The organism is Mesorhizobium sp. M0664 (assembly GCF_040320565.1).
Taxonomy (GTDB): domain Bacteria; phylum Pseudomonadota; class Alphaproteobacteria; order Rhizobiales; family Rhizobiaceae; genus Mesorhizobium.
This window is the reverse complement of the sequence record NZ_JAMYPW010000014.1, coordinates 25,530-43,601: the sequence shown is the minus strand read 5'-3', so window position 1 is coordinate 43,601 and position 18,072 is coordinate 25,530. Positions and strand designations below refer to the sequence as shown.

Genomic DNA, 18,072 nt, shown 5'->3' with positions numbered 1-18,072 from the left:
CTATTGCCGTCAGGCAATGATTTCGTCCTGCCTCCAACAAACCTCATCGGTTGCAAATATCAAGCCGCCAAGCTTCGCTTCCCATCGTTCTGCACGGCTGCGGATAAAGTTCCGATAGCGTGGGACTATGAACAAACTTTCTCCTCGTCTCCCCGCGCGAGGCCGCAGACCCTACGTTCGCCGGCCCCACGAAACCTCGCTGCTGCACCGCAGATTGAGCGATAAACATGCGCGCACAATCTTTGTCGTCGCGACACTTGGCGGCGCGGTGCTTGTCGCCACGTCGGAGTGAATTGGACCTTCGGGCGCAGTTCATCTGGAATGCATCGGCGACGTTCAGGTTAGGCTGTACCTCGTCGGTCAACAGGTCCGGCAGGCTTATTTCGGGGCGCGGCACCTAACGCGGGCCGGAACATAGTTGAGCATCTCGCTGACGCTATCGCAGATGCTGTGCAGGGTCCCACCGCAATGGTCGCAGACGGAGCTGTCGACGTCGATGACCCGTTCAATGCGCGGCGGATGATCGGGCAGCGGCTGGCGCTCTGGTTGCGCTTTTCCGGGTTCGCCACCGGCGCGGAATGACGTTCGCGCACTCGCTCGATATCGCTTTCGATGTCCTCCAGGGCAAGCTCGAACTGGTCGGGGTCCATGCGCTCGGATACCCAGAAGGGATCCGTCTTGGGCTGCTCCTGGATCAGTATGGCGAGCCCGTCGAGCCCCTTGCGCATGTCGGTATGACCGAGCGCCAGATGCACCTTCACGCCCGCCCGAACGACGATCATGATGCGTTCTCCTTTGCTGCGAGATGCAGCTTGACTGCATCTGCATTGGTGCCGATGGATGCAAAGACGCGCCGCCCGTCGTCCAGTTGGACTGCCATCATGCCGTCCGGCGGATGCACGAGATTGCGCAGGGCAGTCGGTGCCGGCGGTTCGTTTTCCGCCCCATGGATGAGCGCAACCGTTGCTAATTGCGGCGCCTTGCGAGCGGTTAGGCGGAACTCGACACGCCAGCGGAAGGCCATGCTGGTGGCCATCCCATCTGCTTCTGTGCGGCGCTGAAGCGGCGCCGGTTCGACCGCCCGTCAACCTGCGGTGTCAAGCGATATTGGCGCCGCACGCAATTAGCAGCGCTGCTTAATTGAGCTCCGGCACTCGGATGCAACGGAGATCGCCAGTCCACTTCGAATTCGAATTCCTCAAGACGAGCGCGCCATTTGCGCAGCGCATGGGGGCGAAAGCCCGAGCGCCACGGCATATTCGGCAGGCCCCAATCCGCTCCAGTTCATCGCCTCCACATGCATGCCCCAGAACGCCTGCAGGGCAAATCGGATCGTGTCCGTACGCACGCTGTAGCAGTAGCGGCGCGGGCTCTTGCGTCGCTTCGGCGGCCCTTTCTTGCCCCGCTTTTGCGGCTTTCCCCGGCGCAATTTCCGCAGATATTCCGCACGTTTGCGCCGATCTTCCGCGCTCACCAGATGACGCACCCACAGCTTGAAAGTCGTCATCGAAAGCTTGCGCCGGCGGCAATATTCCTCCACCTCAAAACGGCCCCGATACCAGGTCGCGACATGCGTCGACCAGTACGAGTTATTGGCCTTGTTCCAGGAACGTTGAGGCACCGCCGGAGATCCTCCTCGACAACAAGGAACCTCATCAGTTGCGAGATCGCGCTATCCGAAAGATATGCAGGATCCGGACGGTTACCGAGGGTGGTGGGTGACAGCGAGGGTGGTGGGTGACGGCAAGATAAAGCGAGCTGGCGCTCGCCCTCGCTTCGCTCGTAAGTTGTTGTCTGCACATTGTTTTTCCGGGCGCATGCGGACGCCAAGGGGCACGACGTGAGGTGCGGTGGCTCACGGCTATCGGCTATGCTATTGATCTGAAACGCAAGCCTGTGGTGCCGCAGCGATGTGCGATCCGCCGTTTTAGGCCGCAGCAAGTCTTTGCGCGCCCTAGCACGCGTCGCGCTCCGGCCATCTTGAAGCACCAAATGCGACTCCCGATGCTGTCGTCATGGCAGATCGTGACAGCGACAGATTCCAGGTTCGCACCGGCCGGATGCGGGATGGCGGCGCGCCGGTCAATTCGCGGACGCTGCCCTTCGTGCGCCAGGTCGAGATCGCTGTCCGCAAGCAAGGCGGCAATCCCTTTCGCATCGGCGGAAGCAGCGGTGCCGGGAAGGGGAGTGGCCGCTTCAACGCCCGCGGCCGAGGCGGCAAGATGGCGGCAGGGTTGCCAAAGAATGGTGGCGGATGGAGGCAGGGCGGCAATGGCGTCCGCTTTCGCTCGCGCCGCGTCGTGGTAAAGGCACGCGTCGTCAAGCTGCCGGCGCGAGGGAAGGCGACCACCGGGCGCGGCCAAAAGTTCGTGACGACCAGCAAGGCGGTTGATGCGCATCTGCGCTATCTCCAGCGCGATGGTGTGACCAGGGACGGCGAGAAGGGCAGGGTATACTCGGCCGTCGACGACGAGGCTGATGGCAAGGCCTTCGTCGAGCGCGGACGCGGCGACCGGCATCAATTCCGCTTCATCGTCGCGCCGGAGGATGCCGCGGAGATGGAAGACCTGCGCTCCTTCACCCGCGATCTCATGCGGCAGATGGAGACCGACCTTAGCACGCGCCTCGACTGGATCGCCGTCGACCACCACAATACCGGCCATCCGCACACCCACATCCTGGTGCGCGGCATCACCGATGGCGGCAAGATCCTGAACATCGCCGGCGACTACATCGCCCATGGCATCCGTCACCGGGCAGGCGAGCTGGTCGAACGGGAACTCGGGCTGCAAAGCGAGATCGAAGTCGCCCGCAAGCTGGCCAGCGAGGTGGAAGCCGAACGGCTGACCCGCCTCGACCGCATGCTGATCGCCGAACAGCAGGAGCACAATCTTGTCGATCTGCGTCCCAACGCCAGCGACAGCTACACCATTTCCAGCAACCGCTATCTGCTGATCGACCGGGCGAAGACACTGGAGCACTTCGGCCTGGCGAGCGAGATCGAGCCCGGCCGGTGGGTGATCTCCGACAGAGCCGAAAGCACGTTGCGAGGACTTGGCGAGCGCAGCGACATCATCAAGACCATGCATCGGGCACTCGAGGAGCACGGTCTCGCCGATGAGCGGGGTGCGGCCCAATATGTCATGCACCGGCAGACCATCACCGAACCGGTCGTCGGCCGTGTGCTCGCCAAGGGCCTTGCCGGCGACGAGATGAGCGATCGGCTGTCGCTCGTCATCGATGGCGTCGACGGTCGCACCCATTATGTCGAGACCGCGGATGCGGCAAAGCTCGACGACATCCAGCGCGGCCATATCGTGGCGCTTGATCCGATCCTGCCGAAGGAGGAGCCACGTGCGGCCGACCGCAACATCGGTGTCGTGGCGGGCGACGATGGCATCTATCGGCCGAGCACACACCTGGAGGCGATCCGCGAGACATTTTTGCAGCAGGGCAAGGACCCGGACGCCTTTGTCCGCTTCCATGTCCGCCGTCTCGAAGCGCTGCGCCGGGCCGGCCATGTCGAGCGTATCGACGAAGACCACTGGCGCATTCCAGAAAACTTGCCCGAGCGCGGCATCGCCTACGATGCGCGCAGCCGCGGAAAGGACTTCTCCCTCCGCCTGCTCTCGACGCTCGATCTTGACGCGCAGATCGGCAGCGACGGTGCCACCTGGCTCGATCGGGAGCTTGTGGCCAAAGCCCCTGTGCCGCTGGTCCGGTCAGGCTTTGGTCTCGACGTTGACAACGCTCTCGACAGACGGGCTGCCCAGCTCGTCAGGATGGGCTATGCCGAACGCGATGCGACTACCGGGACTATCACCTTCTCGCGCGATCTTGTTGCCACGCTGGAGCGTCAGGAGGTCACGCGCGTCGGCAAGGAAATGGCCGCCGCGCGCGGCCTCACCTTCGCGCCAGTCCAGCGCGGCAACCGTGTCGGCGGCACGCTCCTCGGCTCGGTCCGCCTTGCCAGCGGGCGCTTCGCCATGCTGGACGATGGCCTCGGGTTTCAGTTGGTGCCATGGCAGCCGATGTTTGAGAAGCGCATTGGTCAACACATCACCGGACTCGTGCAAGACAGCGGCGGTATCGACTGGAGCTTCGGCAGAAAGCGCGGCGTTGGGATCGGGATGTGAGATGGGTCTGGACAACGCAGCAAATGAACTGTGACTTCCTCAACGAGTGAGAGCGCTAGTTCAGGCCTCGCGCGATGAGCGCGTGTCTGACTGCATGTGGACGATAGGAGCGAACGCGGGTCACTCAGGGCTTTGGCGAGCTTTGATAAGTCTCACTCCAGGTCCGCTACCGTTCTCGAGCATGAATTCTGTTCCGGCATCGGTCAATGCCTTGAGAATTTTCGCTGCGGTTCCGGGGCGCCCCCCGAGTGGGCCGTCTTCGGCCTCCAGACGAGCTATGGTTGGCTCAGACACCGAAGAGTGGCGTGCCAGGTCCGCCTGGGACCACCCAAGCAAGGCGCGCGCCGCTTTGATTTGGCGCGTACTAACCGTCTGCCGCAGTTTTGATAGATTTTCTATTGACATTCGGCGTGCCCAATTGATATTTTTTCTATCAATGCCTGATCTCGTAGCGTGCGTATCAACCAGCGCCGCGGGACGGAATTGGCCGCGGCGGCGTTGGTGCACTTTAGCCCCAACACTGCTCTAGCCTGCAAAAAATAGCTGGACAGGATGTCCGCACATCCCACCCAGCTGACCACAACCGAAGCTTCTGAGGAGCTCGGATCATGGGTGATTCCGAGAATACCACGACTCTGCCTTTCGTCACTCGCCGACAAGTGCTTGCCGGAACCATCGCGGCTACCACAGCGTGGCAACTCGAAGGTAACGCGTCCGCAGGCGACGCCGGAAGGACGAATGCGCCTTCTGACCCAGCGCTGGCGCTTTGGCGGGAATGGGAGAAAACCCAGAAGCTGACCGAGCGGCTTTGCCGCAAGCAGCAGCGCCTGGAGACGAGGCTTGTCTCGAACGTCGGCTTTCCTTGCGCAACCGTGTGCCTGCCTGAGGGTGAGGATGTGACGGTCCACTCGATCGAGGCGCTCAATGAAGTGCTCGGCAAGCGCCCGGACACAGCGGATCTCCGGGAAAAGGCGGAAGCTGACCTCGCAGCGCATAAGGCACGCTGGGACACGGCTGCGGAGGAGGGCGGCTATGCTGCGGCCCTTCGAGCTGAGCGCGAGGCTGCCAACCGGGCGCAGGATCTGATGCAAGCGCTCTCAACGACACCTGCCACGACTGTCGCCGGCGTGGCGGGTAAGCTCGATGCCGTGTTGCGCGAGGGTGAGGCCTGGGTGGAATGCTCCGTGTTTCCCTGGCCGCAAATCCGTTCGGCGCTCAGCGATCTGGTACGGATCGCCCAGCAGACGACGGACGACAAACCGCCCGCACCTGGCGGGCTGGCACCCGTCTCCGCGAGAAACGGCTTAAGAGCCGGTTGGCCTCGTAACGGCGGCTTGCTTGACTGAGATACGCGGCTGATCTCTTCCGGTCGAGTGGCTGCGCGGAAATAAGCCACCCATTTCATGACTTACGTCGTGGCAGGCCATTTTGTTTTGGGACGCAATTCTCGGGGAGCGGCTGTCTTTTGCAGAAGTGGGGATCGGTGAAATCCAACTCTTCGACTGAGCCGGTGATCAAGCCCCAACTCCGCTGCCGATCGATCGGGACTTCATAAAAGTCGTCGCCGCCATGCTTGAAAGCCTCATCCTCCAGCGCGACGGCTACGCCCATTTCCCGGAGATATTGCTTCTTCTGCAGGTGAGCATTGGCTAGAACCTTGGCAACCCTCTTGGCGGATTTTATTTGAGTGAAGGTCCTGTCGCCATTTGAGTACAGGACGGCTTGTCCCTTGTGGACCGCGATAAAGTTGCGGTCGCTGTTGAGCCTTTTGACGCCACCAGCAAGGAACAAGGGGCAGGCAGACAGGCAGTTGGCTTCTTCGAATCGACCTTGGCCGTCAATCTCTGGCATCGTGCGACAGACCGAGGCTTTGTCTTTGCAAACTACGGGTGAAGTCCCAATAGCGATTGTCAGCTTGTTCTTTCTGGCGATCCTGCCGAGTTCCTGGGCGGACTGACGGTCACCACCATTCGATGCCAAGACGATGGGCAGGTGAACTGCGCCGAGGCTCTTCAGCAGCTTGCGCAAAGCCGATGGGGACGAGGTTTCAATCGAACCTGCAGCGTAGATCCACGCAGGGCAGGTTGGTTCACATGCGGGGTCCGAGTTCCGGATCACCTGGAAGGTCATGACAGTATCCGGGGCCCATGCCAGTGCCGGCATCGTCGGCAGTGCTGCAAAAAAGGCCACAATCAAGAGCACAGCACGGCAGAGAGATCGAAAGAAAAGCAAAGCTGCCCCCCGGAAGCATTGTTAGAGAGCAACGAGGTGAACGCTGCACGATGGTTTTGTCAACTCGGTCGATTCATCCGTCGCTCGCGCGCCGTCTTTCCGAGCCAAAGGAAGCTGTGATTGCGACGGCATATATGCCGGTGCTGACATTCGTGTCGCCCCGCCTCGACCCGTTGCAGGGTCGAGCGCGAGGTAAAGGCGCGCTCGCCACCAGCGCCATTGGGAGCCGCCGCCGGGCATCGTGGATATTCGCTCCCAGCCTGCGCAGGGCGCGTCTGACCGCGGCCGGAGGATTGTAGGGAGTGGGCATTTGCCACCTTTGCACTACTGATTACGCCTTAGGACCCTTGCGATGGAAATTCTCGCAAACGGCTACCGATCCGCGCGTTGTCGATCCTCCGCAGAGCGCAGGCTGCGGCCAGGAGCCACCATTCCGGATACTTCGGCCGCCTCCCTCACCTTGCGCTCCCGCTCCTGCGGCGGCACCCCCGCGATCTTCAGTGCGAAGCCCCCTATCCTCGGCCACGCTCATATGCGGATAGTCCGCATAGGACTGCAACACCATGGCCAGCCCACGCGCGGACGAGTCGATGTCGTTGGCGCGCACGCCGTCGATCATGAGGTCGCCTGCGCTGATTCTTTCCAGCCCGGCGATCATGCGCGGCAGCGTGGACTTCCCTCAACCGGACGGGTCGACGAAGACGATGAATTCGCGGTCCTCGACGTCGAGGTCGATACCCTTGATGATCTCGGCGGCTCCATAGGATTTGCGCGCGCCGCGCAGCTTGAGCTCAGCCTTGGCTTGCCTCCCTGGCGCCGGTTGTCGTCTCCTCGTTCTGCACCATCGCCAGCGCCGTGCCGGGCTCGCCCTCCCATAGGATCAGGCTCGCCGCGCCGACCAGGCCCGCCCGGTCGCCAAGTTCGGCCGGAACGATTGGCACGTCGCGATAGGCTTGCATGGCGCGGTGCTCGACGGTCGCCCTGATGGTCGGTGCCAGGAGGTCGAAGCCGTTGGAAAGGCCGCCGCCCATGACGATCAGGTCGGGCGAGTAGAGATGCAGGAGGTTGGTGAAGCCGATGCCCAGCCACCGCGCCTCGGCCTCGACCAGTGGGCGAGCCGCCACATCACCCGCCCGCGCGGCCTCGACGACATGTCGCGCCGAGACGTCGCCATTGTTGGACAGCCGCCGGAGCAGCGAGCCGTCGCCCGGTGCGGTCAGCCGTGTCGCCCGGCGTCCGAGCGCCGTACCGGAGGCGACCGCCTCGAAGCAGCCGACGGCGCCGCAGAAGCAGCGGTCGCCTTCGCCGGTGATGGTCATGTGGCCGATCTCGGCCGCCAGCCCTCGCCTGCCGTGATAGATGTGGCCGTCGGCGATGACGCCGCCGCCAATGCCGGTCGACACGGTCACGAATACCAGCGATCCGGTGCCGCGGCCGGCGCCGAAGCGCCATTCGCCGAGGGCCGCCGCATTGGCGTCGTTCTCCAGCCGCACCGGCAGGCCGAACTGCCGGCTGAGGATGTCGATCAGCGGCACATTGTGCCAGCCGGCCAGTGTCGGCGGCCCGATGACGATGCCCGCCTTGGGGTCGAGCGGGCCGGGCGCACACATGCCGATACCGGTGACTTTCGCTTGTGGGTGCTCCTTGAGCAACATGTCCGCCAGCGTGATGATTTGCCCGATCACCGCCTCCGATCCTGCGACGGCAAGCGTCGGCGCCGAGACGCGGGCGACGACGCCGCCACCGCGCTCGACCAGCGCGCCGCGCAGCTCCGTGCCGCCAAGATCGAAGGCAAGCGCAAGCGTGCTCATCAGGCGGCTGCTTTCAGCCCGTGCAGCCAGGCGATGCGTTGCGCAAGGTCAGGGTCACCGAAGGCGAGCGAGCCCAGCACCACGGTGTCGGCGCCGGCGGCGCGCAGCAGCGGCACCGTCTCATGGCGGATGCCGCCATCGGCGGCGAGCACGATGTCGGCCTCGCGGCCGGCTTTCCTGATCAGCGCGCGCGCCTCGATGAGACGCGGGCAGGCCTGCTCCGACAGGCTCTGGCCCTTGACGCCGATCAAGGTGCCGAGAAGCGTGACGAACGCGACCTCGGGCAGGAAAGGCACGATTGCCGCGACCGGCGTCTCCAGCCTGAGCACGACGCCGGCCTCGGCGCCGAGCTCATGCGCCAGCTTGACGGCGCGCAAGCCCGCCTCGCCATTCTCGGCATGGATGGTGATGAGGTCGGCGCCGGCCTCGATGAACTGCCGCGTCTGCGCCTCGACGATTTCGGCCTCGACCATCAGATGCACATGGATCGGCTTCGCCGTCAGCTTGGCGATGCGCGCCACCAGATCCGGGAAGAACAGCAAGCCGGGGGTGAAGCGGGCGTCGGCGACGTCGACGTGATGCAGATCGGCATGGGCCTCGATGCGCTTCAGGTCGCGCTCCATATTGGCGAGATCGGCCGACCACAGCGAGAATTCGCCGAGCAGCCGGTTGCGCGGCAGAGCGGCTATCGCGGCGGGGCCTGAGAGAGATTTGCTGGTCATGACGGAATGAGGCTCCGGACGTTCGAGTGGGCGTGAAGGAAGGCCGAGATCTCGGCGTGTAATTCGGTGAAATGCCCGGCGCTGTCGAGCGCCTTGGGGGTGATCTCGGCGAAGATCGCATTGGGGATGACTGCGGCGAGCGTATAGGCGGCCGACAGCGGGTGGACCGCGTCGCTGGCGTTGCCAATGGCCAGCGTCGGGATGCGCAGGGCGGCGGCGTCGCGCTCGGAAATCCCGGGGCCGTCGGCGGCGATGTTGGCGAGCACCTGCGCAAAGGCGTGGGCGTCCGGCCGGTCGAAATAGCCGAACAGCGAGGACAGGTTGTCGGGCGCCTCGCGGCAAAGCCGCGTCGCCGTCTCGGATTGCGCGAAGATACTCCGCGCGCTCTCGGCGCCACGGTCGAGGATGAGTTCGGCGACCTCGGTTATAGGCTGCATGTTCACCGGTGCTGCCGTGAACGTCCACGCCGGCCGCACCAGCACCAGCGCGGCGACGCGGTCGGGATGGCGGCAGGCGAGGCGGAGCGCGATCGCGGCACCCATCGAGACGCCGCCGGCAACGAAGCGGTCGAGGCCGGCCTGGTCGGCGGCCGCGAGCACATCGTCGGCGAACATCTCGAACGAAAATGGCCGGCGCTCGCCAAGGCCGGAGCCGCCATGGCCGCGGCATTCGAGCGTGATGCGACGAAAGCCTGTGGGGAAGGTCTGCGCAACCTGCGCCTCGCCGCCACCCAGCCCGTGCTGAAAGACGACCGCCAGCCCGTCGCCCGTATCGGAAACCCGAAGCGCGGCGCCTTCGCGGAGCAGGATCGTCGGGCGCGCCATCACAGCAGCCCCTTGAGGAAACGGGCGACGCCGGGCGCTTCCTCGGCCGAAAGCCCATGCGTCACCAACGGCCCGTCGAAACCTGTCGCCTTCAGCCGGGCGATGAAGTCGGCGAAGTCGACGACGCCTTGCCCGGCGGTGGCAAAGCGGCCGTCGGCGAAACGGTCCTTGGCATGGGCCATGACGACATGGCTTGCCGTGCGCTCGACTGCAGCCGCAACCATGGCGCGCGCCTGCGCGGCATCCGCCTGTTCGAACAGGTTTGCCGGATCGAGCACGATGCGCAGCCGCTTCGAACCCATCTCGGCGATGAGCCGCATCGCGTCAGGGGCGGAGGTGACGATGTTGGCCTGTTCGGGCTCGATCCCAAGATCGACACCGTGACGCTCGGCGAGTTCGAGCGCCTTTTCCATCTCGACCGCCATGTCGGTCCATGCCGAGGGATCGGCATTGTCAGGATGGTGCGCCCATTGGTCGTCACGATTGCGCGTTCCGGTGCAGAGCGTGACGAGCGGCGTGGAAAGCCTTGCGGCGGCTTCGATCACCACCGCCAGCCGACGCAAGCCATCGTCGCGTACCTGCTTGTCCGGATGCGCCATGTTGTAGGTGCCGGAAAGCGCCACGAGACCGACGCCGGAGCTGTCGACTGCGGCATCGATTGCCTGGATCGCCGCTGCGGGAACATCATCCGGCATCGACGGCAGGCCGGCGCATGCGAGATTGAATTGGGTGACCGCAAAACCCGCGTCATGGACCGACGCCAGCACGCCGGCCGGCTCGCTGCCCGGGAAGGTCTTGGCGAACACCCCGATCTGCATCAGACCGCTCCCGTCACGCTGGCGATCTCGACGCGTTCGCCGCTCTCGACCGAGCGCGCGATCGCCACCATGGCGCGGATCGAGGCGAGCCCGTCGTCGACATTGGCGCCGCGCATCGGCTTGCCGTCGAGCACCGTCTCAGCGAGGCTTTCGAGCTGGCGGCGGAAGAAATGGCCGTCAGCGCCGAGCGGCTTTCGCGAGGTGGCGTCCTTCTCGTGAAAAATGTCGACTTCACTCGCCCGGAAGTACCAGGGATTGAAGGTCTTCGCGATCACCGAGCCGTTCTCGCCATAGAGCTGAAAACCCTCGTGCCAGTCCATGCGCACGGCGACGGTGAGGTCGAGATGGCCGAGCGCGCCATTGGCGAACTCGGTCTCGACGAACCAGCAATAGGCGCCGAATTTCTCGTTGAGGCGGGCGCGCACGGCGGTGATCTCGCCGCACAGGAAGCGCGCCGTATCGACGAGGTGCGAGCCATGCGCCAGCATGAAATATTGCCTGAGATCGGCCTTCGGATTGCCGGCCGGCTTCCTCGCCAGCTTGCTGGTGATGGGCAGAGGTTGGATCGCGTCGGTGTTGGTGTAGCGATGGGTGGAATCGCAATACCAGGCCTTCAGCCCCAGGATGTCGCCCATCTCGTCGCGGACGAAGTCACGCGCCGCTTCGAGAGCCGGGTCGAAGCGCTTCATGTGGCCGACCTGCAGCACCTTGCCGGAGCGCTTGACCGCGTCGGCAAGCTTCTGGCCTTCCTCGACCGAGACGCCGATCGGCTTTTCGCAGAGAACGTGCTTGCCCGCCTCGAGCGCCTTGATCGACATCGGCACGTGATAGGCGTCCGAGGTGGCGACGATCACCGCTTCCAGCGCAGGGTCGGCGAGCATCGCGTCATAGTCGCCATACATCTTCTGCGGCTCGTAGGTCGCGCCCATACGCGCGAGCAGATCGGGTGCTGCGTCGCAGATCGCGTAGAGATCGGCATTGCTCGCCTTCACGCAGGATTCCAGATGCGCGAATTGCGCGATCGGCCCGCAGCCGAGCACACCGACACGAAGACGACGGTCTTTCTTGCGGATCATTGTCTCAGGCTCCGTAGCCGCGCATGGTCTGGCGGTTGGTCTTGACCGCTTCGGCCGGATCGGCGGCGGCGGTTTCGGATTCCTCCTCCAGCACCAGCCAGCCGTTGAAGTTGGGGGCCGCGCAAGTGATCTCTATCACTTTCGCCGTGTCGCAGACGCCCTTGCCGAGCATCGCCCAGGTGCCGCTCGCATCGACATCCTTCAGGTGCACGTAGCGGATGCGATCGCGATAGGTGGTGAGCGTGTCGGCCATGTCCTTGTGGCCGCGCAAAATGTGGCCCGTGTCCGGCACCCAGCCGACCAGCGAGGCATCGAGCAGCCCGAAGATGCGGTCGTAATCGGCGCGGTCGTAGAGCAGCGTGTTGTGGTGCGAGCTCGGATGCACCGCGACCTGGACGCCGGCCTTGCGGCCGAGTTCACCAGCCTTGTTGTAGACCTCGGCCGCAATGGCGAACTTGTCTTCGCGCGTACCGTCCGACACGACGGTGGCCGAGCCCATGGACACCAGCGCGCCCGGAAAGGCGGCGGCGAAATCGATCCAGCGCTTGGCGGTCTCGAGGTCGGCGCCGATCTTCTCCTTGAGTGTGAAGCCGCTGTCCGAACCGAAGGCGAAGGAGACGAGCGTGAGGCCGGATGTCTTCAGCGCTGCAGCGAACTCCGCCGGCTTGCCGGCATAGCGGCCGATCATCGTGTCGGTGATCTCGATGCCGGCATAGCCGCCATCGGCGATCGCACTGAGCAGGTCGTCGGGGCCGCCGGCAAAACGGTCTCCGAGCATTTCCCAGGTGAAGGTCTGGCAGCCGACTTTGAGGTCTTTCACGCTCATCCTTTCATTCCTTGATTCCACCTGCGAAGGCCCTTCGATGATGTGGCGCTGGAAGAACAGCATCAGCACGATCAGCGGCGCTGTGACTACGCCCGTGGCCGCGGCGATATCGGCTGCCAGCAGAGAAGGTCCAATCCATCGATTTCGATGCGCGGCCTGCTCCATCAGTTCTCCGTGGGAGGGACATCCTACTTGACCGAGCCCGCGGTCATGCCGGCGAGGAAGAACCTCTGGGCAACGAGGTAGATGAGCAAGAGCGGTAGCGAGCCGAGCACGCTCATCGCCATCATCTGGTTCCATTCGAAGGCGTGCTGCCCCATCAACAGCTGGATGCCGATCGGGACGGTGCGCATGGACGTTGACTTCGTCAGCGTCAGCGCAAACAGAAATTCGTTCCAGCACAACAGGAAGGTGTAGACCGACGTCGCCACGATACCAGGCAGTGAAATCGGGACGATCACCCGCCAGAGTGCGGTCCAGCTGCTGCCGCCGTCGATAGCCACCGCTTCATCGAGATCGCGGGGCAAGGTGTTCAGATATCCCGTCATCAGCAGGATCGCGTAGGGCAGCGTAAACACCAGGTAAGTCAGGATCAGTGCGACGTAGGTGTCGAAGATGCCATATGAGACGACAAGCCCGAAGAAGGGGATCAAAAGCGTGATCGGCGGGATCGTCTGCGTGCTGATGATGAGTGTGTTGAGGCTGCCCTTGCCGCGGAAATTGAAACGGCTGAACCCATAGGCCGCCAGCAAGGCGATCAGCACCGTCAGCACGGTCACCGCTCCGGCCACGAAGTAGCTGTTGAAGAAGAAGCGCAGCTTTACCGGGTCGCCAAGGATGGCCGCATACGCTTCCAGCGTGAAGGCCTTCGGCAGGACGGTTGGTGGCAGGGCAAAGATTTCGGTATTCGACTTGAACGAGCTGCTCAGCATCCAGTAGATCGGGAAGGCCGCGAAAAAGAGCCCTGCGGCAAGCGCGACATGCAGCGCGACGGTGATCAGCCGGTCTTTCGGCGTGTGCCTTTTCCTCATGGTGACTACCGAGCCTTTTGATAGCGGATGTAGAACAGCGTCATGCCGAGGGAGATCAGCAGGATGACCACGGCGCTCGCAGACGCCTGCGACAGATTGTAGCTCGAAAACGCCAGCTTGTACGTGTAGGTGCTGAGGACCTCGGTCGAGTAAATCGGACCGCCGCCCGTCGTTATCCAGATCAATGGAAAGACCTGCATGGTCCAGATGAAATCCAGCAGCGAGATGCTGATGATGATCGGCATCAGCTGCGGGATCGTGATGAAGATCAGTTTCTGGTAGGCCTTCGCCCCGTCGATATCGGCGGCCTCGTAGAAATCCTTGGGAATGCCCTGCAGGCCTGCGAGGAGGCTGACCATGAAGAGCGGATAGCCCGCCCAGATGTTGGCGAAGGTGACGGCGTGCAGCGCGGTCTCGGGCGAGGAAAACCATTCGACCTTAGAACCGATGATGCCGATTTGCATGAGAATGCTATTCACGACGCCGTTCGGCTCAAGCAGGAGGCGCCAGATCACGGCGATAATCACTGCGGTGAACAGCCAGGGCAGTATGTAGAGCACGCGTAGAATATTGCGCAGCGTCGGATTGATGCGCTCGCTGTTCAGCATGAGCGCGAAGGCCATGCCGATGGTCATGTGGAAAATGACACTCATGCATGTGAAGTAGAGCGTGTGCCACAACGAAGCCCAGAACACGGGGTCGTCGAAGATCGCCTGGTAGTGTTTCAGTCCGGCAAAGGACGGGTCACGACGCAGCACCGCGCTGTTCTGGAACGAGTAGGCAATCACCGTCACCATCGGCAGCAGCATCAGAAGCCCGATTATGAGCAGCGAGGGCGACAGATAGAGGTAGGGTGCGATCGCTCGTTTCAGCTTGTGATGGGAGCGCTTTTGCCGGGTCATGTGCCAACCTTGGGATACGCCTTCAGCGAGAAGGTAAGCTTCGGAAACAGGTCCATCTCAAATTGCCGATCCGTTGTTGCCGGGTGGCCTGCCCGAGTCAGGCCACCCGGTCGAACATAGCAAACGGGAACAGGCCGATCAGAATTTCGCCATCCAGCCCTTCTGAGCGGTGGCTGCAGCTTGTTCCGGAGACTGCTCGCCGGCGAGCATCTTCTGGGCTTGAACGTCGAACTGGGTCATCAGGTCTTCAGCCACCGGCAGGCCCGTGAACTCATTGGCGAGATAACCGGTCTTGAAGATTTCGAAAGCCTTGCCGAAAGCTTTGTCCGAGGTCACGAAATCGGGTTTGGCTTTGACGTTGCCCGGGAAGGCGTTTGCAAGCGACACGAGCTTGGCGTTCACCTTTTCACTCATCAGATATTGGACGAGTTTCCAGGCTTCCTCCTGATGTTTCGAGGCAGCAGAGATGCCGATGCCCCAGGAGGCATAGGGAAGGCCGCGTTTGCCGGTATAGTTTTCTACGACCGGGACCGGGATGAGGTCGAAGTTCAGCTTGGGGTTGCGTTTGCGGATGAGGTTCACATGCGCGAGCGAGTCGATCATCATCCCGACGCGGTCGTTGACGAATTCCTCGACCTTTTCCTGCTCGGTCTTGGTGGCGATGCCGGGCGAGATGGTGCCGGCGTCGTTGAGTGATTTGACGAAGGTGAGCATATCCACCACCGGCTTGCCCTCGAGAGCGGGCTTGCCGTTCGCCATCATCGACTGACCCGAAGCCCAAACCCAAGACATCATGTCGTTCTGGACGCCGGATGGCGTTTGCAGCGACAGGGGCAACACCCAGCCATACTGGTTCTTGTCGGCGTGCGTCATCTTCTTGGCGGCTTCGAGAAACTCCGCGCGGGTCGACGGCAGCTTGGTCACGCCTGCCTGGGCGGCGAGGTCCAAATCCACGAAGACCGGATAAACGAAGGAAGCCACGGGAAACATCACCGCCTTGCCGTCCACCTTGATAATGTCCGCGACCTGGCTCTTGTCGAAACCACTCGCATCCATCATCGGATTCATGTCGGCGAGTGCGTTCTGCGCATTCAGATTGTTCACCCAGGCGCCGTCGAGACCGACGACGTCGCTGAGCGTTCCGGTTGCGGCACCCACCGAGATCTGGTCTCGCGTGGTCGCGTAGGGGCCGCTGACCAATGTCACCTTGATTCCGGGGTTTGCGGCCTCGAAGTCATCCATGATTGCCCTGAGCGAGCCAGCCGGCAATTCAGGCTCCCACCATTGGGTGAATTCCAGCGTCGTGTCCGCCATGGCGCTGGTTGCGCCAAGCAACCATGCGGCCGCGGCTATTTTCAGCATCGCCGGTTGTATCCGAAACATCATTTTCTCCTCCTTCTACAAGATCGACCGCACAATGCGGACGATCGTCTGATTTATTCAGAAGCCTTCTTGCGAGTATCTTTCGCAGGCGCCTCCCTCTCGCCTACGGTCTGCTGCAGATATTCAGATCGCCAGATGCGTCTCGGGATCGAAGAAATGGAACTTGGCATCATCCACGGCCAACCGGATTTCCGAGTCGGAGTGGATGGCGCTGGCCGGTTCGAATCTCGCCACCGCGTTCGATGCCAGGCCAAAATCCTCCGCTGCGTCCGGATCGCCGGAGTCCACCCGGACCGCGTCGATGTTCAGGTGGACGATATGTTCAGAGCCGAGCTCTTCGATCGAAGTCACCTTTGCGGGTATCGTCTGATAATTGCGGCCGGATTCGAGGCTGCTGTCATAAAGATCCTCGGGCCGTATGCCGAACACGATCTTGTGCCCCTCATAGGACCTCAGAGCGGGCCTGCCGACGAAAGCTGCATCCTGCAATCGGATGGCGAAGTCGCGAAAACCGAGCTCGCCGCCCTTTAGGGTCGCTTCGAAAAGGTTCATCGACGGAGAACCGATGAAGCCGGCGACGAAGGCATTCACCGGCGACTCATACAGTCTCTTGGGTGTGTCGACCTGCTGCAGCAAGCCGCCCTTCAACACCGCGACCCTGTCGCCCATCGTCATCGCTTCGATTTGGTCGTGGGTCACGTATATGGTCGTTACGCCGAGCTGCTTTTGCAGGCTGGTGATTTCGGCGCGCATTTGAACACGCAGTTTAGCATCTAGGTTGGAAAGGGGTTCGTCCATGAGAAAGGCGGCCGGCTCGCGCACCATGGCGCGGCCCATGGCAACCCGTTGGCGCTGTCCGCCTGACAGGTTCGCGGGTTTGCTGTCCAGCAAAGACGTCAGTTGAAGGGTTTTGGCGATCTCGTCCACGCGCTTCTTGCGCTCGGCCTTCGGCTTGCCTGCCAGCCGCATCGAAAAGGCGATGTTTTCGAACACCGTCATATGCGGGTAGAGCGCGTAGCTCTGGAAGACCATCGCGATGTCGCGGTCCTTGGGCGGCATGTCGACGACGTCGACTCCGCCGATCCGAAGGCTGCCGCTTGTGATGTCCTCCAATCCCGCGATCATTCGCAACGCGGTGGATTTGCCGCAGCCGGACGGCCCGACGAGAATCAAGAACTCGCCGTCCTCGACCGATAGGTTCAATTGGTCGATTGCGCGAAAATTGTTCCCGTAAGTTTTGCAGATATTCTCTAGAATGACTTCTGCCATCTTCCTCCCTCCACAAGTATAAGCCAATGATTCTTATAATTTTGCTCGGCTTATGTTACCTGCGAAATATTTCCTCGGATAGTTTCAGGCTATGTTCAATATCGACATACGCATTTTTCAGTTCGACTGCTGACGGCGCGTTCGTCGATGCCAGGAGTTCCGTGACCTGGTCGTCGGTCGGAAGCGCCTCGCGCCCGCCACGCCCCGTTATCGAGAGGGCCGCCGCCGCGGCCGCGAATGCCACCCGGCCTGCGATGTCGGCTCCGCGCATCAACGCATGGGCGTAGGCGCCATGAAAGCAGTCACCCGCGCCGGTCGAGTCGACGACCACAACCCGGTGCGGGGGCAGATGCCAGAGACCTGTCTCTTCACGCCCGCGATAGTACACGCCCCTGCCGCCATCGGTCAGAACCACGGCGGACCGCGACGGCGCCCACAATGCATCGAGCATCTCGGCGGGCGATCGGCGCCCTGTGGCAGTCCGCGCAAAGCCGAGGGGAAGAATGAGATGGTCGCAGAGCGCGATCAGCCGCTCCGTGGCTGGGCCGCAGCTCCATTCGATATCGCCGAGGATCGCAAGGCCGAGATCGCGAGCGCGAGCCACGACATCCAGCGACCGGATCGCGTAGCTATCGACGATCAGGACAGTCGCGCGGCTGAGGACCTCGTCCGGGAAGTCCGACGCGGTGCCCAGCATCGCGTCGTCGTCATACGCGATGAACCGTTCCCCGTCCGAGCCGACGGTAATGTGCGAGCGCACCGGGCGCGCGTCCGGGTGGCGCGGCGCGAATTCGGTTTCAACACCGCTCGCAACGAGATCGCGCAGCACGGCGTCGTCAGCGGCGCTGCCCAGCCATCCGACGAACCCGGCGCTTCCGCCGAGCCGCGCGACGGCGGCTAGCGCCGTCGCGACATTTCCCCCGAAAGACCGGGCACTATGCAGAACCTTCCCCTTGCCCGCCGACAACGGCTGATCGACATAGACGATGTCGTCGATCGCAATAGCGCCGAAGCCGAGGATTGAAGGGACGGTGGGCATCGT

At 62.8% G+C, this 18,072-nt stretch carries 18 protein-coding genes and 2 pseudogenes; 2 read left to right on the top strand and 18 right to left on the bottom strand.

The window, feature by feature from the left end; all coding sequences use genetic code 11:
* Positions 1-341: 341 nt before the first annotated feature.
* The 3 genes from tnpB to tnpA form a co-directional block, all read right to left on the bottom strand.
* Positions 342-782 (bottom strand): IS66 family insertion sequence element accessory protein TnpB, encoded by a 441-nt coding sequence (gene tnpB / locus NKI39_RS15555; protein WP_352832745.1) that lies wholly within the window; start codon positions 780-782, stop codon positions 342-344.
* Positions 779-1,036 carry a hypothetical protein gene (locus NKI39_RS15550; protein WP_352832743.1) on the bottom strand — a complete coding sequence of 86 codons (258 nt, stop codon included), beginning with the start codon at positions 1,034-1,036 and terminating at the stop codon, positions 779-781. The genes tnpB and NKI39_RS15550 overlap by 4 nt, the downstream gene beginning before the upstream one ends.
* Positions 1,037-1,198: 162 nt before the next feature.
* Positions 1,199-1,621: an IS66 family insertion sequence element accessory protein TnpA gene (gene tnpA, locus NKI39_RS15545; protein WP_352832741.1), complete on the bottom strand. Its 423-nt coding sequence runs from the start codon at positions 1,619-1,621 to the stop codon at positions 1,199-1,201.
* Between the two features lie 394 nt (positions 1,622-2,015).
* On the opposite strand from tnpA, the gene NKI39_RS15540 reads away from it, so the two are divergent.
* Positions 2,016-4,136: a DUF3363 domain-containing protein gene (locus NKI39_RS15540; RefSeq protein ID WP_352832739.1), complete on the top strand. Its 2,121-nt coding sequence runs from the start codon at positions 2,016-2,018 to the stop codon at positions 4,134-4,136.
* 120 nt (positions 4,137-4,256) lie between these two features.
* On the opposite strand, the gene NKI39_RS15535 is transcribed toward NKI39_RS15540, so the two are convergent.
* Positions 4,257-4,541 carry a helix-turn-helix transcriptional regulator gene (locus NKI39_RS15535; RefSeq protein WP_352587499.1) on the bottom strand — a complete coding sequence of 95 codons (285 nt, stop codon included), beginning with the start codon at positions 4,539-4,541 and terminating at the stop codon, positions 4,257-4,259.
* A gap of 203 nt (positions 4,542-4,744) precedes the next feature.
* Between NKI39_RS15535 and NKI39_RS15530 the strand changes: the two genes are divergently transcribed.
* Entirely contained in the window at positions 4,745-5,482 is a 738-nt protein-coding gene (locus NKI39_RS15530; protein ID WP_352832737.1) for a hypothetical protein, read from the top strand.
* Between the two features lie 55 nt (positions 5,483-5,537).
* Here NKI39_RS15530 and NKI39_RS15525 read toward each other — a convergent pair whose 3' ends face one another.
* The 14 genes and pseudogenes from NKI39_RS15525 to NKI39_RS15460 all read right to left on the bottom strand — a co-directional run bounded on the left by NKI39_RS15525 (position 5,538) and on the right by NKI39_RS15460 (position 18,069).
* Positions 5,538-6,266, bottom strand: a complete 729-nt coding sequence (locus NKI39_RS15525) for a hypothetical protein (RefSeq protein ID WP_352832734.1) — start codon at positions 6,264-6,266, stop codon at positions 5,538-5,540.
* Between the two features lie 214 nt (positions 6,267-6,480).
* Positions 6,481-6,678: pseudogene (locus NKI39_RS15520) on the bottom strand (hypothetical protein); the annotation flags it as partial.
* A 128-nt stretch (positions 6,679-6,806) separates the two neighbouring features.
* Positions 6,807-7,152: pseudogene (locus tag NKI39_RS15515) on the bottom strand (ATP-binding cassette domain-containing protein); the annotation flags it as partial.
* A gap of 7 nt (positions 7,153-7,159) precedes the next feature.
* Entirely contained in the window at positions 7,160-8,179 is a 1,020-nt protein-coding gene (locus NKI39_RS15510; RefSeq protein WP_352501420.1) for an ROK family protein, read from the bottom strand.
* A complete protein-coding gene (locus NKI39_RS15505; protein WP_352587490.1) occupies positions 8,179-8,901 on the bottom strand; it encodes a ribulose-phosphate 3-epimerase in 723 nt (240 codons plus the stop codon). Before NKI39_RS15505 ends, NKI39_RS15510 begins: the two co-directional genes overlap by 1 nt.
* The gene (locus NKI39_RS15500) at positions 8,898-9,725 is read right to left on the bottom strand and encodes an alpha/beta fold hydrolase (RefSeq protein ID WP_352832731.1); all 828 of its coding nucleotides are present in this window, start codon (positions 9,723-9,725) and stop codon (positions 8,898-8,900) included. The genes NKI39_RS15505 and NKI39_RS15500 overlap by 4 nt, the downstream gene beginning before the upstream one ends.
* Positions 9,725-10,543 (bottom strand): sugar phosphate isomerase/epimerase family protein, encoded by an 819-nt coding sequence (locus tag NKI39_RS15495; protein ID WP_352501417.1) that lies wholly within the window; start codon positions 10,541-10,543, stop codon positions 9,725-9,727. Before NKI39_RS15495 ends, NKI39_RS15500 begins: the two co-directional genes overlap by 1 nt.
* A complete protein-coding gene (locus NKI39_RS15490) occupies positions 10,543-11,619 on the bottom strand; it encodes a Gfo/Idh/MocA family protein (protein ID WP_352832728.1) in 1,077 nt (358 codons plus the stop codon). The genes NKI39_RS15495 and NKI39_RS15490 overlap by 1 nt, the downstream gene beginning before the upstream one ends.
* 4 nt (positions 11,620-11,623) lie before the next feature.
* The gene (locus tag NKI39_RS15485; protein ID WP_352832875.1) at positions 11,624-12,445 is read right to left on the bottom strand and encodes a sugar phosphate isomerase/epimerase family protein; all 822 of its coding nucleotides are present in this window, start codon (positions 12,443-12,445) and stop codon (positions 11,624-11,626) included.
* 188 nt (positions 12,446-12,633) lie between these two features.
* Positions 12,634-13,476, bottom strand: a complete 843-nt coding sequence (locus tag NKI39_RS15480; protein ID WP_352832726.1) for a carbohydrate ABC transporter permease — start codon at positions 13,474-13,476, stop codon at positions 12,634-12,636.
* 5 nt (positions 13,477-13,481) lie between these two features.
* Entirely contained in the window at positions 13,482-14,378 is an 897-nt protein-coding gene (locus tag NKI39_RS15475) for a carbohydrate ABC transporter permease (RefSeq protein WP_352832723.1), read from the bottom strand.
* A 138-nt stretch (positions 14,379-14,516) separates the two neighbouring features.
* Positions 14,517-15,764, bottom strand: a complete 1,248-nt coding sequence (locus NKI39_RS15470; protein WP_352832720.1) for an ABC transporter substrate-binding protein — start codon at positions 15,762-15,764, stop codon at positions 14,517-14,519.
* Positions 15,765-15,884: 120 nt separating this feature from the next.
* Positions 15,885-17,030: an ABC transporter ATP-binding protein gene (locus NKI39_RS15465; protein ID WP_352832717.1), complete on the bottom strand. Its 1,146-nt coding sequence runs from the start codon at positions 17,028-17,030 to the stop codon at positions 15,885-15,887.
* A 55-nt stretch (positions 17,031-17,085) separates the two neighbouring features.
* On the bottom strand, positions 17,086-18,069 hold the full coding sequence (locus NKI39_RS15460) for a PfkB family carbohydrate kinase (protein ID WP_352832714.1): 984 nt from the start codon (positions 18,067-18,069) through the stop codon (positions 17,086-17,088).
* Positions 18,070-18,072: the final 3 nt, after the last annotated feature.

Excerpts from the sequence above, each read along its gene's own strand:
- tnpB (WP_352832745.1), bottom strand. The coding sequence starts at position 782 with ATGATCGTCGTTCGGGCGGGCGTGAAGGTGCATCTGGCGCTCGGTCAT.
- NKI39_RS15550 (WP_352832743.1), bottom strand. The coding sequence starts at position 1,036 with ATGGCCACCAGCATGGCCTTCCGCTGGCGTGTCGAGTTCCGCCTAACC.
- NKI39_RS15540 (WP_352832739.1), top strand. The coding sequence starts at position 2,016 with ATGGCAGATCGTGACAGCGACAGATTCCAGGTTCGCACCGGCCGGATG.
- NKI39_RS15535 (WP_352587499.1), bottom strand. The coding sequence starts at position 4,541 with ATGTCAATAGAAAATCTATCAAAACTGCGGCAGACGGTTAGTACGCGC.
- NKI39_RS15530 (WP_352832737.1), top strand. The coding sequence starts at position 4,745 with ATGGGTGATTCCGAGAATACCACGACTCTGCCTTTCGTCACTCGCCGA.
- NKI39_RS15525 (WP_352832734.1), bottom strand. The coding sequence starts at position 6,266 with ATGACCTTCCAGGTGATCCGGAACTCGGACCCCGCATGTGAACCAACC.
- NKI39_RS15510 (WP_352501420.1), bottom strand. The coding sequence starts at position 8,179 with ATGAGCACGCTTGCGCTTGCCTTCGATCTTGGCGGCACGGAGCTGCGC.
- NKI39_RS15505 (WP_352587490.1), bottom strand. The coding sequence starts at position 8,901 with ATGACCAGCAAATCTCTCTCAGGCCCCGCCGCGATAGCCGCTCTGCCG.
- NKI39_RS15500 (WP_352832731.1), bottom strand. The coding sequence starts at position 9,725 with ATGGCGCGCCCGACGATCCTGCTCCGCGAAGGCGCCGCGCTTCGGGTT.
- NKI39_RS15495 (WP_352501417.1), bottom strand. The coding sequence starts at position 10,543 with ATGCAGATCGGGGTGTTCGCCAAGACCTTCCCGGGCAGCGAGCCGGCC.
- NKI39_RS15490 (WP_352832728.1), bottom strand. The coding sequence starts at position 11,619 with ATGATCCGCAAGAAAGACCGTCGTCTTCGTGTCGGTGTGCTCGGCTGC.
- NKI39_RS15485 (WP_352832875.1), bottom strand. The coding sequence starts at position 12,445 with ATGAGCGTGAAAGACCTCAAAGTCGGCTGCCAGACCTTCACCTGGGAA.
- NKI39_RS15480 (WP_352832726.1), bottom strand. The coding sequence starts at position 13,476 with ATGAGGAAAAGGCACACGCCGAAAGACCGGCTGATCACCGTCGCGCTG.
- NKI39_RS15475 (WP_352832723.1), bottom strand. The coding sequence starts at position 14,378 with ATGACCCGGCAAAAGCGCTCCCATCACAAGCTGAAACGAGCGATCGCA.
- NKI39_RS15470 (WP_352832720.1), bottom strand. The coding sequence starts at position 15,764 with ATGATGTTTCGGATACAACCGGCGATGCTGAAAATAGCCGCGGCCGCA.
- NKI39_RS15465 (WP_352832717.1), bottom strand. The coding sequence starts at position 17,030 with ATGGCAGAAGTCATTCTAGAGAATATCTGCAAAACTTACGGGAACAAT.
- NKI39_RS15460 (WP_352832714.1), bottom strand. The coding sequence starts at position 18,069 with ATGCCCACCGTCCCTTCAATCCTCGGCTTCGGCGCTATTGCGATCGAC.